The organism is Flavobacteriales bacterium, assembly GCA_016712535.1.
Lineage (GTDB): Bacteria > Bacteroidota > Bacteroidia > Flavobacteriales_F > PHOS-HE28 > PHOS-HE28.
Genome location: JADJQW010000002.1, coordinates 1,595,629 through 1,610,695 on the forward strand (window position 1 = coordinate 1,595,629; position 15,067 = coordinate 1,610,695).

11 protein-coding genes and 2 tRNA genes are annotated in these 15,067 nt (G+C 62.9%); 7 read left to right on the forward strand and 6 right to left on the reverse strand.

Features of this window, described 5'->3' with window-relative positions:
- Positions 1 to 47: 47 nt before the first annotated feature.
- Together IPK70_06490 and IPK70_06495 are read right to left on the reverse strand one after the other, a co-directional pair.
- Positions 48 to 122 (reverse strand) — tRNA-Pro (locus IPK70_06490).
- 36 nt (positions 123 to 158) lie between these two features.
- The gene (locus IPK70_06495; protein ID MBK8226809.1) at positions 159 to 845 is read right to left on the reverse strand and encodes a response regulator transcription factor; all 687 of its coding nucleotides are present in this window, start codon (positions 843 to 845) and stop codon (positions 159 to 161) included.
- A gap of 459 nt (positions 846 to 1,304) precedes the next feature.
- Here IPK70_06495 and IPK70_06500 point away from each other — a divergent pair.
- From IPK70_06500 to IPK70_06510, 3 genes are all read left to right on the forward strand, one after another.
- Positions 1,305 to 1,377: transfer RNA gene (locus IPK70_06500), tRNA-Gly, on the forward strand.
- Between the two features lie 104 nt (positions 1,378 to 1,481).
- Positions 1,482 to 2,150, forward strand: coding sequence for a peptide-methionine (S)-S-oxide reductase MsrA (gene msrA / locus IPK70_06505; GenBank protein MBK8226810.1), 669 nt, complete (start codon positions 1,482 to 1,484; stop codon positions 2,148 to 2,150).
- A 155-nt stretch (positions 2,151 to 2,305) separates the two neighbouring features.
- The gene (locus tag IPK70_06510) at positions 2,306 to 2,746 is read left to right on the forward strand and encodes a DUF983 domain-containing protein (GenBank protein MBK8226811.1); all 441 of its coding nucleotides are present in this window, start codon (positions 2,306 to 2,308) and stop codon (positions 2,744 to 2,746) included.
- 6 nt (positions 2,747 to 2,752) lie between these two features.
- Here the strand turns inward: IPK70_06510 and IPK70_06515 are convergent, their stop codons facing one another.
- Positions 2,753 to 3,490 carry a hypothetical protein gene (locus IPK70_06515; protein MBK8226812.1) on the reverse strand — a complete coding sequence of 246 codons (738 nt, stop codon included), beginning with the start codon at positions 3,488 to 3,490 and terminating at the stop codon, positions 2,753 to 2,755.
- A 325-nt stretch (positions 3,491 to 3,815) separates the two neighbouring features.
- On the opposite strand from IPK70_06515, the gene IPK70_06520 reads away from it, so the two are divergent.
- Positions 3,816 to 4,295: a winged helix DNA-binding protein gene (locus IPK70_06520; GenBank protein ID MBK8226813.1), complete on the forward strand. Its 480-nt coding sequence runs from the start codon at positions 3,816 to 3,818 to the stop codon at positions 4,293 to 4,295.
- 321 nt (positions 4,296 to 4,616) lie between these two features.
- Here IPK70_06520 and IPK70_06525 read toward each other — a convergent pair whose 3' ends face one another.
- Positions 4,617 to 4,949, reverse strand: coding sequence for a four helix bundle protein (locus IPK70_06525; protein ID MBK8226814.1), 333 nt, complete (start codon positions 4,947 to 4,949; stop codon positions 4,617 to 4,619).
- Between the two features lie 37 nt (positions 4,950 to 4,986).
- Entirely contained in the window at positions 4,987 to 6,294 is a 1,308-nt protein-coding gene (locus IPK70_06530; GenBank protein ID MBK8226815.1) for an alkaline phosphatase family protein, read from the reverse strand.
- 451 nt (positions 6,295 to 6,745) lie between these two features.
- On the opposite strand from IPK70_06530, the gene IPK70_06535 reads away from it, so the two are divergent.
- Positions 6,746 to 7,687 carry a hypothetical protein gene (locus IPK70_06535; protein ID MBK8226816.1) on the forward strand — a complete coding sequence of 314 codons (942 nt, stop codon included), beginning with the start codon at positions 6,746 to 6,748 and terminating at the stop codon, positions 7,685 to 7,687.
- Between the two features lie 243 nt (positions 7,688 to 7,930).
- On the opposite strand, the gene IPK70_06540 is transcribed toward IPK70_06535, so the two are convergent.
- Positions 7,931 to 9,598 (reverse strand): DEAD/DEAH box helicase, encoded by a 1,668-nt coding sequence (locus IPK70_06540; GenBank protein MBK8226817.1) that lies wholly within the window; start codon positions 9,596 to 9,598, stop codon positions 7,931 to 7,933.
- A 339-nt stretch (positions 9,599 to 9,937) separates the two neighbouring features.
- On the opposite strand from IPK70_06540, the gene IPK70_06545 reads away from it, so the two are divergent.
- Positions 9,938 to 14,389, forward strand: a complete 4,452-nt coding sequence (locus tag IPK70_06545) for a PKD domain-containing protein (GenBank protein MBK8226818.1) — start codon at positions 9,938 to 9,940, stop codon at positions 14,387 to 14,389.
- A gap of 91 nt (positions 14,390 to 14,480) precedes the next feature.
- On the forward strand, positions 14,481 to 14,957 hold the full coding sequence (locus tag IPK70_06550; GenBank protein MBK8226819.1) for a phosphohydrolase: 477 nt from the start codon (positions 14,481 to 14,483) through the stop codon (positions 14,955 to 14,957).
- Positions 14,958 to 15,067: the final 110 nt, after the last annotated feature.

Below are 15,067 nucleotides of genomic sequence, written 5' to 3' on the forward strand. Positions count from 1 at the left end.
TATTCGAAGAAAAGCCCCGATGACTTCGTCATCAGGGCTTGCTTCGGTCGGGGTGAGAGGATTCGAACCTCCGGCCTCGTCGTCCCGAACGACGCGCGCTAACCGGGCTGCGCTACACCCCGAAGCGGGAAGGGCGCCAAATATAGACGAAGGGGCGTTCAGGCCTCGAAGGTGTACCCGATACCTTTCACGGTGCGGATCCGATCGTCGCCGATCTTCTCGCGCAGCTTGCGGATGTGCACGTCGATGGTGCGGTCGCCCACGAAGAGCTCGCTGCCCCATACCTGATTGTAGATATCCTCGCGCTTGAAGACCTTGCCGGGCTTGCTCATGAGCAGCACCAGCAGCTCGAATTCCTTCTTCGGGAGGTGCATCTCCTGCTCGCCCACCTTCACCAGCACCTTCTCCAGATCCACCCGCACGCCATTGGTCTCGAGGAACTGTCCATCCGGACGTTCGGCGCCGGAGCGCTTCAGCAGCGCCTTCACCTTGCTCACGAACACCTTGGGGCGCACAGGCTTCGTGATGAAGTCGTCCGCGCCGGCCTCGAAGCCTGCGATCTGCGTATAGTCCTCGCCGCGCGCTGTGAGGAAGGTGATCAGCGTGCGCTTGAACTCGGGCATCTGCCGCAGCTGGTTGCACACCTCCACGCCGTCCATGCCGGGCATCATGATATCCAGCACGATCAGGTCGGGGCGCTCGGCCTTGGCCACCTTGATCGCATCGCGGCCGTTCTGCGCTGACGATACCGTGAAGCCCTCGCGCTCCAGGTTGTATTTGAGGAGCTCGATGATATCGGGCTCGTCATCCACCAGCAGCACCTTGGGGTTCATCGCTCCGGACATGGGTTTTTCTTTCGGCGGCAAAGGTGCCCGGGGATATCGGCAACCGTGTTAAGGCGCGATCAAATGTAGGTTAAGCCCTCAGGGCCGGTTTGACCGCATTTGATCGGCCAGTGACCTGCCTCGAGGGCAAATGAACAAGCACCACAGAGTTCGGCTCAGCACTTCGTGATCAGGAAGTGAGTGCGGTGGGTGTCCACGATCCGCGCGGGCCATGCGGTCGGCGTGCGAGCCTGCCCCGGCCCGCGAGCCGGGGTGCGTAGAGCCTGTGTGGTAGCCGAGCCGCCTGGACTTGGATCGTGGTCGCCTTTTGGCTCCACTCTTTTGGCGAAGAAAAAGGTGGAAACGCGGTTCTTTGAGAAGCACGAGCGTGTTTTCGACTCATCGGTTCAAACTGTGCTCCTGTACTTCGAACAGCTGGTGAACTTGCCGTTCCGCTCCATGCTACATTCGCCGCCACAAGCGGGAGTAGCTCAGTTGGTAGAGCATCAGCTTCCCAAGCTGAGGGTCGCGGGTTCGAATCCCGTTTCCCGCTCAAGGCCCCGAATCATTTGGGGCCTTGCTTTTCGGCCAGTGCCGTAAGGCCCCCCAGTCAGGCAGCGCAACACCAAGCGACTACAAGCGTGAACTCCTGAACCCATGAAATCGTTCCCCGATCGCCTCTCGCGCATCGCACCGGTGCTGCTCGTCCTGCACCTGTTCTCCGCCTGCAGCTCCGCCAACCCCGAATCCACCATCCATACCGACATGCAACCCGCTCCCGGCACCACCACCGATACCATCACCCTCGGCGCCGGATGCTTCTGGTGCGTGGAAGCCGTGTTCACTGAACTGAAGGGCGTGCTCTCCGTGACCAGCGGCTACATGGGCGGCCATGTGAAGAACCCCAGCTACAAGGAGGTTTGCACGGGAAATACCGGACATGCTGAAGTGGCGCAGCTCGTCTTCGACCCTGCGCAGGTCTCGCTGGCAGAGGTCCTCGAGGTGTTCTGGCAGACGCACGATCCCACCACGCTCAACCGCCAGGGCGCCGATGTGGGCACGCAGTACCGCTCGGCCATCTTCTGGCATACCGATGCGCAACGCGATACGGCCGAGGACCTGAAGAAGCGCCTCGATGCCAGCGGTGCCTTCCCCGCGCCGATCGTGACCGAGGTGACGAAGGCCAGCACCTTCTACGAAGCCGAGAATTACCACCAGGATTATTACGCGCTGAACGGCTCGCAGGGCTATTGCCAGATGGTGATCCGCCCCAAGCTGGAGAAGTTCCGCAAGGTTTTCGCCGATAAGCTGAAGAAGCCGAAGTGAGCTGGTCCATGACGTCCGCCATACCGAAGATCAGTGTCACCAGCTTCAGACGTGCTTCAATGGTTCCGGTTCATTGCGCCTACAGGCGCAGGGTTCTGTCCCGTTCGGTGAGCGCGGTCACGCACGGCATGGTGCCGAAGGCCCATCTTCGCGGCATGGCGAAGCACAGCGTGGCGCACAGCATCTTCCGGTTCAAGTGCCCGCATTGCCGCGAAGGCGAGTTCTTCGTGGACAGCAACCCCTACCACCTCTCCAAGGTGGGCGATGTGCTCGATGCTTGTCCGGTGTGCCAGCGCAAGTACACGCCCGAGCCCGGCTTCTATTACGGCGGCATGTACGTGGCTTATGCGCTCGCCGTGGCCACGGGCACCAGCATCTTCGTGGCCACCCTTGTGCTCTGGCCATCGGCGTCGATCGCCGCGAAGGCCGGATCAGTGGCTCTCGGCCTTGTAGCCCTCGGTCCATGGCTCTACGCGGTGTCGAAGACCATGTGGGCCAACCTCTTCATGCGTTACAAGGGCGTGGCCATCACCGAAGCCGAGCGCCGCTACGCTGCTGAGCGCGCCAAAGCTGCCAGTGAGCTGCCGCAGGCGTGATCGCGCCTACTCTTGAATGACCTCCATGGTCTCCCCCTCGGCACCTTCGCCGGTCATCTGCTCCGCATCGATGGCTTGTCCGCCACCGCCGGGGTCCATGTAGTCGTTGATGAGGAAGACCACCTGATCGGGGACCTTGTCGGAGTGCGCGCCCACATCGCTGTACTCGCTATGCTCGCCCACCAGGTCCATGATGCGGTCGGAGGGAAGGCGCTCGCTCAGCGGCGGCCCCATCGCGGTCTGGCGGTTCTGCCATTCCACCATCACCAGGTAGCGCGGGTACTTCATGCCGGCGCGCATGCGCTTCAGGAAATCGGTCTTGTCCTTGATGCCCACGAAGCGGTGACCGATGAAGGCCATGTCCGCCTCTTCGTTGGTGATGCCGGGATCGCCCACCGGCACCGCGCGGATGCGCAGGCGGTCGTCGCCGAGGCCCATCTCCTTCTTCTTCGCCTCAAGCGCAGCGGCCTTGTCCGCTTCGTTCACCACAGCGATGACGTTCGCGCCGGCGGCGATGAACTTGAAGGTCCAGTAGCCATCGTCGGCGAAGAGATCGGCGATGGTGAGGTGCGCGATGTTGCCCATCATGCCGATCACCGCTTCGGGCTTCTGCCAGGCATCGCGCGGGGTGGCGTTGGGCACCGGCGCGGTGTTCTGCGCATCGGTGCTAACGGCCCCGGGACCGTCGGTGCTGCCGCTGCATGCGGCGAGCAAGGCGATAGAGCAAAGGGCGGCGAAACGCATGACGGTTCTCTTTGGGGGCGCCAAATTAGAACGGTCCCGATGGCAATGGCGTCTTCTCCGCCACATGAGGAGAATGGAAGAGGTCTGCCATGCGCTGGGAAGGGAGTTCAGCCACGGATGGGCGCGGATGAGCCTGGATGGCGTTCGTCGGAGGGAAGCGGGTTGCCATCGATGCGTGAGCATCACGCCGTTCACCGTGTGCTTTCGTGGGCAAGTCACCGCGGGTAGCGCGAAGCAGCACGGCTCAATGCAGAACCACAGCGCCAAGCGATGGTACCCCCGAGGTCGTTTACCCGCCTACATTCGCTGGCGCAAGCCGAATAATATGCCGGGCATCGATCGAGAGCTGAAGAGCCGTTTCACCAGCGAGCAGCAGAAAGCCATGCTCAACGTGCTGTTCACGGCCAATTGGCTGCGCGCGCACCAGGTGCAGCGCCTCAAGCCCTATGGCATCAGCCCGCAGCAGTACAACATCCTGCGCATCCTGCGCGGCGCCCTTGATCCCGCGCACGCCTCGGAGTCGGAAGGCGGGCGCATGAAGGCGCAGAGCGTGAAGGAGCGCATGATCGACCGCGCGCCCAATGCCACGCGGCTCACCGACAAGCTCATCGTGAAAGGACTGGTGATGCGCGAGCGCTGCGAAGAGGACCGCCGGGTCATTTATGTGCGCATCACGCCCAAGGGCCTCGACTTGCTCAAGCGCGTCGATGCGCAGAGCCAGGGCGGATTCGAATCCCTGCTCAGCGGACTGAAGGAAGCCGATGCCAAGGCGATGAACCGCATCCTCGATGCGTGGCGCGGGTGAGCGCTCTCCTTCTCTCTGCGCAGCCGTGCGCTCTTCCGGGCTTCGCGTGCTTTCCTGAAGGCTCTCTTGGCGTTTGCCGTGGCGATGCGCGAGGAGTGCTAGCCTCAGGGCCCAGGCATTCAATGCAAGCCTCAAGCTTGCAAAAGGCACAAACTTCAAGAGGTCAGGCTCCAGGCATTAGCTCCCGAATGCAGGCTCAAGAAAGGCAAAGAAGGGGGCGCTGGTCATTGACCTTTGCTGCAGGTGTTCGCGATGATCTTCGCGAGGATCCGGTTGTGCTCTGCGCATTCCTGCGCCAGCCATCGGAGATCCGCATCCAGCTCAGGCATCAGGTCCGCAAGGCGTTGGATGCGCAGGCTCGCGCGGTCCCTTGAATTCCTTCAGCACGATCTTGCATTCATGCACGAAGCCCTTTTCGGACTCGGCCGACTGTGAATCTCTGCAATGCAGCGCAAGGGAACCGCAACTGCGAAGGAATTGACCAGCGCAATGGCGACCAGCACGCGACATCGGCATATTCCGGACGTGGCTCACGATCCGCGCGGCGAAAACCGTCAGCCGTGAATAGGTCTTCCATCCTTTGATGCGCCAAGCTGCCATCGCTGGAGATCCTGACGCTTGGAGTTTGATCCGCGCCGGTTGAAGCTTGATCATCTGAGCTTCAAAGCCTGCTGATCGGAGCTTCCCTTGCTCACGGCTTCCGCTCCTCATTGATTGCGCGCTCCCAGAGCTGCTGCCCGCTGGCATCGAACACGCGTATCGTCATCACCCGTTCTTTGCGCTTGCCCGCGAAGGTGAGCGTCGCGAAGTTGCGCTGCTCCACCAAAGTGCCGTCGATGCGGTTGGTATTGGTCTCTTTAGGCTTGTGCACGCCGCTGGTGAGCGGTGAGCAGGTGAGGTCGTAGAGTGTGCGGCCGTCCTTGAGCCTCACGGCGCTCAGTTCCGTGAAGTGCCGGTCGCCGGTGAGGAAGACCACGCCGCGGATGCCCTCGTCGTCGATGCGTTTCAAGAGCCGGTCGCGCTCGGCGGGGAAGTTGGCGTAGGTCTCGTAGATGGCAGCGCTGTTCAGCACCTGGCTGCCCACGGCCACGACCTTGAATGCGGCGTCGCTGTACTTCAGCGCACGGATGAGCCAATCGAGCTGGACGTCGCCGAGCAGGGCCGTCGGCGAAGTCTTCAGGTCGGCGCGGGTGCGGTGCGTGCGGTCGTCGAGCAGGAAGAAATCGGCGTCGGCATAGCTGAAGGAGGTGATCGCGCCCGTTACGCCTGGTGCGCCGCAGCTGGGGTTCGGCCAGAAGAGGTTGAAGCTTTCCTGCGCAAGGTCGCCGTTGATCCACGAGCCGTCAGCATCGTTCGGTCCATAGTCGTGGTCGTCCCAGATGGCGTAGTGCGTGCCGGTTCGCAGGAGCTTCTGCAGCTCCGGCGTTGATCGCGTGTGGGTGTAGCGGTGCAGGTAGCCGCTGCGGCTTCCCCAGTCGGGCTCGCGCAGGTAGATGTTATCGCCGAGCCAGAGCATCAGGTCCGGTTGCTTCGCTGCGATGGCGTCGAAGATGCCATAGCCTCCGCCGTAGGGCGTGCCGGGACGGTCGTAGGCGGGCTCGTTGATGTAGGTGCAGCTGCCTAGCGCCATGCTGAAGGCCGGCGGATCGGTGCGGTGCTTCCACAGCGCTTGCGTGCGGAATGCGAGGGGCTCGGCCAGGGCCGGCTTGCCGTTCACGATAGGCCGGTACCGGTAGTCGGTGCCAGGAACCAGGCCGTCCAGGTTGAAATCGAGGCAATGCGCCTTTGCCGCTTCGCTGTCCTGCACGGGCGTGCGCATCACGCTATCCGGACTGCTCGCCTTCCAGTATTCGATGCGCGCGGCGCATGGTTCCTGGCATTGCATCCACAGGGCGGCGGCCAGCATGTCCACATGGCCTAGCATGGGTCCGTTGATGGGGGCTTGCGCTGGGAGCGCGGCGCTGGCGAGGAGCGCGATGGAGAAAGTGGAATGGCGCATGGGGGCAAGGTAGGAGAGGGTGGAGTGGGCCGGTAGGCGCAGGCTAAGCCTGTGGCACGACGACCCCGATAGACCATTGAAGGCGCCGTTCTTTCCCATTGGACGCTCCGTTCCCTGCCAGCTGGTTCCTGCACAACATGATGATTCAATCATACGCAAGGTTGATATCGGCTTCCTTCGGATGATCCGATCGCCGGTAAGGATGATCTCCTCTAACACGTGAATGATCCGATCGTCTACTTGGATGATCTCCTCGAACACGTGGATGATCTCTTCTTGAACGGATACGCCCGGCCGCCGCGCCCGCCTTCCGGAATGAGGTGCTGATCGGAACTCGTGCAAAGGCATGCGGCCCGCGCTCGCCATGCCAAGGATCTGCATGCGCAATGGCTGATGCGCATCAGCCCCGTCATCTGTTCACGCCGCTACCTTGGTCGGAAATATCCCCTGCATGCGCCTCCTTACGCTCTCCATTGCCATTTCGCTCGCCGCCGCAACGTCGGCACAGCCCACGCTCACGCAGGCCACCAACGGCTTCACCATTGGCCAGAGCTATGCGCTGAATTACAGTCCATACGCCCTGCCGGGCCTGACCGGCCCCGATCAGGTCTGGGACTTCTCCGCGCTCGCCGTGGACAGCAGCACCTTCATCCAGTGGGTGGATCCGGCCACCACCACCAGTGGCGCGCTGTTCCCCGTGGCCAGCATCGCCGAGGAATGGAACGTGGTCTCCTTCAGCGACCAGGATGCCACCGGCCTCTACGTGCACGGAAGTGATGAGCAGGGCACGGTGGTGGCGCTCAGCGATACGCGCCGCGCGCTGGCCTGGCCCTTCACTTACACCAATACGTGGACAGACGATTACGCGGGCACCTATTCCGTGGCGGGCTTCGACGTGACGCGCACCGGCACCTACAACGGCGAGGCAGATGCCTACGGTACCTTGCAGATGCCATGGGGCAGCGTGGAGGATGCGCTGCGCATCCACATCACCGCCGCGCAGAGCGACGAGTCGCTCTTCGCCACCATCACGCAGGACATCGACTCCTATCAGTGGTTCGTGGCGGGCGAGCCGTGGCCGGTGCTCGAAGTGGTGAGCACCACGATCACCTCGCCGCTCGGGCCCATCGAGACCAGCTATACGCTGTGGATGAACGATGCGGTGACCGGCATTGGGGCACCACGGCCATCACCGGTCACGCTCACCGCGCGCCTGCTCCCGAGCGGTACGGGCTACGCGTTCAGCCGCGCCGTGAGCGGCGTGCTGCTCGATGACGCTGGCCGCACGGTGCGCACGCTGGGCCGCGCCATGGTGCTGGAGCTCGACGGACTTGCGCCGGGCCTCTACCTGCTCCGCGCTGACGATGGCGCCACGGTGCGCCTTGTGCGCTGAGCAGGAGCGGAGCGCGTTTCGGAGCGGCTGCGATCGTTCTTTCATGGTTGAGACCGTGGATTCGTGGGTCCGCAACCGCCGTTCATGGACCGGGCGCAGCGCTCAGGGCCTGCGCAATACGCCCGCGTGCAGGCAGGGCCTGATGGGTGAGCTGTTCTATTCAACGAGTCCCTGCTGTTACGTCACGCCTCAGGCGTAGAAGGGCCGTCCTTCCGGAAGGCCCTTGTTGCTCGACGCATGCGCTCAGCCCTTGCGGAACCACTTCAGGATTCCGGAGCCTTTTTCCTCGGGCTTCTTAGGTGCCTTCTTCGTGCTCTCTTCATCGAAGATCTCCTTGGTCAGCTTCGCGTAGTCGGGTTTGCCGGCATTGTGGCGGTTCTCGCTCGGCCGGTTGTCGGTGCGCGGCTGTTGCGGGCGGCTTTCGTGATTGCCATCGGGACGTTGCCGCCCACGGTCGTTGCGGCGATCGCCATTGCGCGCTTGCTGCGGACGGTCGTTGCGCGGCTCATTCGAGCGCGGGTGCTGCGGGCGATTGCCGCGTGACTCGTTGGAACGCCCATGCTGGGGGCGTTGCTCACGGTGCTGGCCTTCGTTCGGCGACGGGCTGCGCTGTCCATCGCGGCGTTCGCTGATGCGCCCGGCCGATGCGCGCTGCTGGCGCCCATCGTTGCGGTCGCCGCCGGAGCGCGATCGCTGGTTGCCGCCGCGCCCGGGTCCGCGTGGCTGGCGCGGCTCGCGCACTTCGGGCTCGGCCTTCTTCGGCCCGCCGGTCATCACGAACGGGTGGTCGGCGAGCACGGGCACTTCGCGCTTGATCAGTCGCTGGATGTCGCGCAAGTACTCCTTCTCCTCATGATCGCAGAAGGAGAGGGCCTTGCCGCTTGCGCCGGCGCGGCCGGTGCGGCCGATGCGATGCACGTAGGTCTCGGGGATGTTCGGGATGTCGAAGTTGATCACGTGCGTGAGGCCGTCGATGTCGATGCCGCGAGCAGCGATATCCGTGGCCACCAAGGCGCGTAGCTTGCCTTCCTTGAAGCTCTTCAGCGCACTTTGCCGAGCGCTCTGGCTCTTGTTCCCGTGGATGGCCTCGGCACCGATGCCGGCCTGGTTGAGCACCTTGGCCACCTTGTTGGCTCCGTGCTTGGTACGGGTGAAGATCAGCGCTTCGCGGATGGCTTCGCCTTCGAGCAGATGGAGCAGCAGCTTGTTCTTGTCCGTGCGGTCCACGAAGAGCACTTGCTGATCGATGGTCTCGGCGGTGGTGCTCTGCGGGACCACTTCCACCTTCACTGGGTTGGTAAGGATGCTGTTGGCCAGCTTGGCGATCTCTGGCGGCATGGTCGCGCTGAAGAAGAGCGTCTGCCGCTTCGCGGGCAGCTTGGCGATCACCTTCTTCACATCGTGGATGAAGCCCATGTCGAGCATGCGGTCGGCCTCATCGAGCACGAAGATCTCCAGCCCATTCAAGTGCACATAGCCCTGGCCCATGAGGTCGAGCAAACGGCCCGGCGTGGCCACCACGATGTCCACCCCGCGGTGCAGGGCATCGGTCTGCGGCTTCTGGCCCACGCCACCGAAGATCACGGTGTGCTTCAGGTTCAGATGGCGGCCATAGGAGCTGAAGCTCTCCCCGATCTGGATGGCCAGTTCGCGGGTAGGGGTGAGGATCAATACGCGGATCGCCTTCTTGGGCCCAGTTGCCGGCTTCTGGTGGAGCTCCTGCAGGATCGGGATGGCGAAGGCCGCCGTTTTCCCCGTGCCCGTTTGCGCGCAGCCGAGCAGATCGCGTCCTTGATTCAGGTGCGGGATGGCCTGTTGCTGGATAGGGGTGGGGTGGGTGTAGCCTTCTTCTTGAAGGGCTTTGAGAATGGGCTCGATGAGCCCCAGTTCGTTGAACGTGGTACGTTCCATAGGTATGCGCCGAAGGCTCGGCGCCAGCATGTTGCAGTGCAATCAAGCCATTGACCTTGATCACACCTGTTGAGGTGATTCGATTGCCCCGGGGTATCGTGTCCGGCGTTCAATGCTCCGCTGGGAGATCGCGCCTGGACAGGTCATCCGTGACTCCCGTCACGGGGAAAAGCTGGGCGCTTGGGGCGTGCGCGCCTTTCGGCGAACGGGGGCGAATGTAGGTTGCTGTGCACGAATTCGCTGACAGCGGTTGATAACGGCACCGGAAACCCGTTGCGTGGCATGCTTGGCTGGCGTTATTTTGCGTGCTGTTCCAACGGACAACCAACTTCCTTTTCCATGTGCCTCCAAAACTCGTTGCGGTCATTGGCCGCGCGCTGTGCCATTTTAGCCGCATGCGCTCTTCCCATGGTCCTGCATGCGCAGGACATCGCCGATAAGTTCAATCGGGCCAATAGCAATACCGTTGGCGGCGGTTGGGGTGAAACTGAGACCGGTGCAGCGGGCGCAGCGGTGGATGGCAGTGAATTGCGGTTGCAGGAGCCGAGCAACAATGCCGGCCGGGAGTTCGTGTCCCAAGCCACCCCTGGCAGCTACAGCACCACTTTGAATCAGAATAACTGCGTGCTCACTTGGGCGTTCAACATGCGGCAGACCCGTACGGACCCGAGTGGCTTCGATGCGTCGAACTACGGGGTGGCCGTGGTGCTGGCCGGTTCTGCCAGCGACCTGACCACAGGACAAGGCTACGCTGTTGTGCTCGGTCAATCCGGCGGCACGGACGCCATCCGATTGGTGCGTTACAATGGCGGCCTCGACCTCAACTCGAACCTGACCAACATCGTTAGTGCCAGTGATTTCGGTGCGAACTACCTGGACGTGCGCGTGACCTACACACCATCCACGGACACCTGGCAGCTTTTCTACCGGGACAATGGCGCGAATGTGTTATTTGGACAACAGGCTTCTTGGAGCAATCCGCTCACCGCGAGTACATCCGCTGGGTCGGCGGTCGATGCAACGTATACTGGAACGGCACTGGGCCAGATCGGTGTGCTCTGGAATCACGGAAACGTGGATGGCGACTTCGCGCGGGTCGACAATTTCTACGTTCCATCAGGGAGGCCCAGCCTGCCCGTCATCACGCCTTCGAGCGCCACCATCTGCAACGGAGGATCCGTTGGGCTGAGCGCCGCTTCAACTTCGACCTCATTGACCCGCGTCACCGTGAACAGCTCCGGTGGTCCGGCCACGGTAACGGGAGGGCCGGTGAACGCGACCATTTACCCATGGACAACCGCGGTGAGCGGCTTGCCCACCAGCGGCGTCACCTTGGAGTCTGTGACCATCAACGGAGTCGGCCACACCTATCCAGATGATATCGACATCCTGCTGCAATCACCGACAGGAACGAACGTGATCCTGATGTCGGACGCTGGCGATGCCGACGACATCACCGGGCGGACGTTCACGTTCATGGATGGATCACCTGCTGCGACGGACAACCCGCCCTTTGGCAGTACGCTCGCCAGTGGACTCTATGCTCCAACGAACTATGGCACCCCTGATGATTGGCCAACGGCGCCAGGGCCGGGCAGCTTCACGCAAACAACACCGTTGCTCTCCCTCTTCACCGGCAATCTTAATGGTGACTGGGATCTCCTGATCCGCGACGATGCTGGAGGTGATAATGGCACGTTCGGCAGCTGGAGCCTGACCTTCACTTACACCTCTACGGTTAGCTATACCTGGACCCCGGCAACCGGATTGAGCAGTACGACCACGGCCGCGACCACGGCCTCGCCCACTTCGACGCAGGTGTACACGGTTACCGCGGCCCATTCGGCGAATGCCTGCACGCAGAGCGCGAATGTGACCGTGACGGTAGTGGATCCACCCACCACCGCAACAGTCGGCGGCCCGCAAACTGTTTGCGAGCTGGGCACCACCACGGGACTCGGCGGCAATACGCCCGGGGTTGGCACCGGTGCATGGAGCGTGGTTAGCGGAGGCTCGGGAACCTTTAGCAACAATACCGACCCGGATGCCACATTCACGCACACCGGAGGTGCTGGGCCTGTCGTTGTAAGATGGACGATTTCCACGTCCGCGCCATGTCCGCCGAGCACGGCCGATGTGAGCATCACGATCACCCCGGCACCGACCACGGCCACTGTGGGCGGCAGCCAGACCGTTTGTGAGAATGGCACTACGGCCGGCCTGGGCGGCAATACGCCGGTGAATGGCACGGGCGCTTGGAGCGTGGTGAGCGGCGGAACCGGATCATTCAGCAACGCCGCGGACCCCAATGCCACCTTCACGCATGCGGCAGGAGCAGGGCCAGTGGTCGTGCGCTGGACCATCAGCAACGCTCCTTGCACGCCTTCCACGGCCGACGTCTCCATCACCATCACCCCGAGCCCGACCACCAGCGCTGCCGGATCCGACCAAAGCATCTGCAATCAACCCGGCACAGCCACCATGGCTGCGAATGCACCGGGCATTGGTACGGGCCTTTGGAGCCAGGTGAGCGGTCCTGCGGCAACCATCACCACCCCGGCTTCGCCCACGACCACGATCACCGGCATGACCACGCCGGGCAGCTACGTCTTCCGCTGGACCATCAGCAACGCACCCTGCACAGCGAGTGAGGATGATGTCACCATCACCACAGCGGTGTGCGCCTATTACAGCCGCGCCACGGGCAACGTCACGGATCCCATTTGGAGCGATACGCCAACTGGCACGGCCGGCGCCGCGACCTTCGGCAGCGCGGTGAGCATGGTCGTGCAGAGCCCCGACGTGGTGACCAACGATGCGAACACCACCGTGAATGACCTTACCGTGGATGCTGGTGGCGAGCTCGTTCTCGCCGCGAGCGTGTTCCTGGCAGCCGATGGTGATGCGGTGGATATCAATGGCGATCTCACAGCCGACGATAACAGCCTGCTGGTGCTCAGCCCATCAGTGGCCAGCACCTTCGACCTCGCCAGCGCCACGAGTCTTTGGGATTTGACCATCGACGCCGATGTGAGCACCACGCTCACGGGCGCCTTGAGCATCAGAGGATCATTGGATCTGCTCGATGGGGACTTCGATTGCACGGCCAACCAGGTCACCTTGGCCAGCGGTGCCGGCTACACGGGCCGTTTGGGACCTGTTGCGGCCACAGCGGATTATCTGGGCAACATGCGGATCGAGCGCTACCGGCCGGCGGGCCTGACGAACTGGATGCTCTTGGGCAGCCCGATCAGCAGCCGGAATGTGGTGCATTGGCAGGATGATTTCATCACCGCCGGGTATCCGGGATCCCAATTCCCGAACTTCGATAACCCGGTTGGCAGCAACATCCTGTGGCCGAGCGTGCGCTGGTACGATGAGACGGACCCCGGCGCGGGCAACGTCGATGGGATGCAGGGTGTGAGCAGCAACCTGCAGCCGCTCTCCATCGGGCAGGGCTTCGCGGTGTGGGCGGGCTCGGGGCTGGTGAACACCACGGCCTTCACGGTCGATCTGCAGAACAACGTGCCGGTGATCGCCAGCACGCCGATCACGCTTCCCATGAGCCACACCAGCACGGGCAATCCCACCGTCGATGGCTGGAACCTGGTGAGCAACCCGGTGCCGAGCCCGATCGACTTCGAGGGCATGAGCCTGGGCGCGGATGTATCGCAATCCGTGACCTACTACAACCCGGCGAATGGCAATACCGCGGCTTATGACCGAGTGACGGACATCGGCACCAACGGGGGCACGCGCTACATCCAGAGCATGCAGGGCTTCCTGCTGAAGGCCAACGGCCCAGCGGTGACCACCACGGTGAGCGAGGCCGACAAGGCCAGCACCAACAGCGGGGGCATGTTCGGCCTGAACGGCGATGGCCCCGAGCTGATCCGCCTGAGCATCGGCAGCGACCTGAATGATTTCCGGGACGAGGCGGTGGTGCATTTCCTTGCGGGCAGCGAAGGGCTGGATGACACGGATGTGCTGAAGTACACGCTCGGGCATGACGATGCCCCCCAATTGAGCACCCTCATCGGTGGGTCCGAGGTGGCCATTGATGCGCATGGGCCGCTCGAAGGCGCGATCAGCATCCCGCTCCGCGTGAACGCGGGCATCACCGGCACATACTCGATCAGCGCCGATGTGATGGGCGGCCTTTCGCTCAACTGCCTGTCCATAGAGGACCTGGAGACGGGCATCACGGCAAGCCTGCTGAATGGTGCGGCCTATGGCTTCACTTTGGCCGCTGAGGCCGACCCTGCTGTCGCGCGCTTCGTGCTGCACATCAACAACGGCCCGGTGGCGGCGTTCACGGTGGATAATAATGTGGTGACGGTGGGCCAGCAAGTGCAGTTCACGGCTACGAGCACCACCGGCAGCTATGCCTGGACCTTCGGCGATGGCAACCAGAGCACTGATCAGAATGCGCAGCACGCATATGCTGCAGCGGGCACCTACACGGTGACCCTCACCACGGACGATGGCGTGTGCAGCAGCAGCGCCATTGGCGAGGTCACGGTTGAGCTGAGCACCTCGGTGGCCGCGGCCTCCAAGGCCGAGCACCGCGCATGGGCCACCCCGCAGGGCATCGTTGTGGAGCACGCCTTCACCGGCAAGGCAGCGGTAACGGTTGAGTTGCTGGATGCCACGGGCCGTATAGCCTACACGGGCCGCATGAACGCCAATCGCCAGGTGCTGCCCAGCGCGCAACTGGCCAACGGAGCCTGGTTCGTGCGCTTGGACAATGGCTTCGAGCGCGTGACGCTCCGGGTGCCGCTGGCCCGCTGAGCCGAACAGGACTGGATCATGGCGAGGCCCTCAAAGGAGGGCCTCGCTTCATTCAGGGGCAACGCATCCGCCCGTACTTTGCGCCTCCTCCATGGACCACCTGCTCGAAAGCGCCATCCGCATCGCCGCCAAGGTGCACAAGGGCCAGACCGACCGCTTCGGCAAGCCCTACATCCTGCATGTGATGCGTGTGATGATGCGCGGACAGGAATTCGATGAGCAGGTGCTCGGCGCCCTGCACGATGTGCTCGAGCGATCGGAGCTGACCATGGCCGAGCTCGAGAAGAAAGGCTTCCCGCCCCGCGTGCTCAAGGCATTGGACGCGATCACGCGCCGCGCTGACGAGACCTATGAGCAGTACATCGACCGCGTGGTGGAGGACTCGCTGGCCATCCGCGTGAAGATCAACGACCTCGCGGACAAGATGGACCTCCTGCATGTGGAGCAGCTGGACCCCAGTGACCTGAAGCGCTACAACAAGCAGCTGGCCGCCTACCACCGCATGAAGAAGCTGGTGCAGATGGCCAAGGCCCGCATGAGCGTGCCGGTGGAGAGCAAGCGCGCCTGAGAGCCTGTTTTGGATCTCTTCAAACTCGGCCTCCGTGCTCTTTTCCGTCCATACCTCGCCTGAAAATGATCCCGTAGACACCGCTACGCGATGATTTTCAGGCTTCGTCT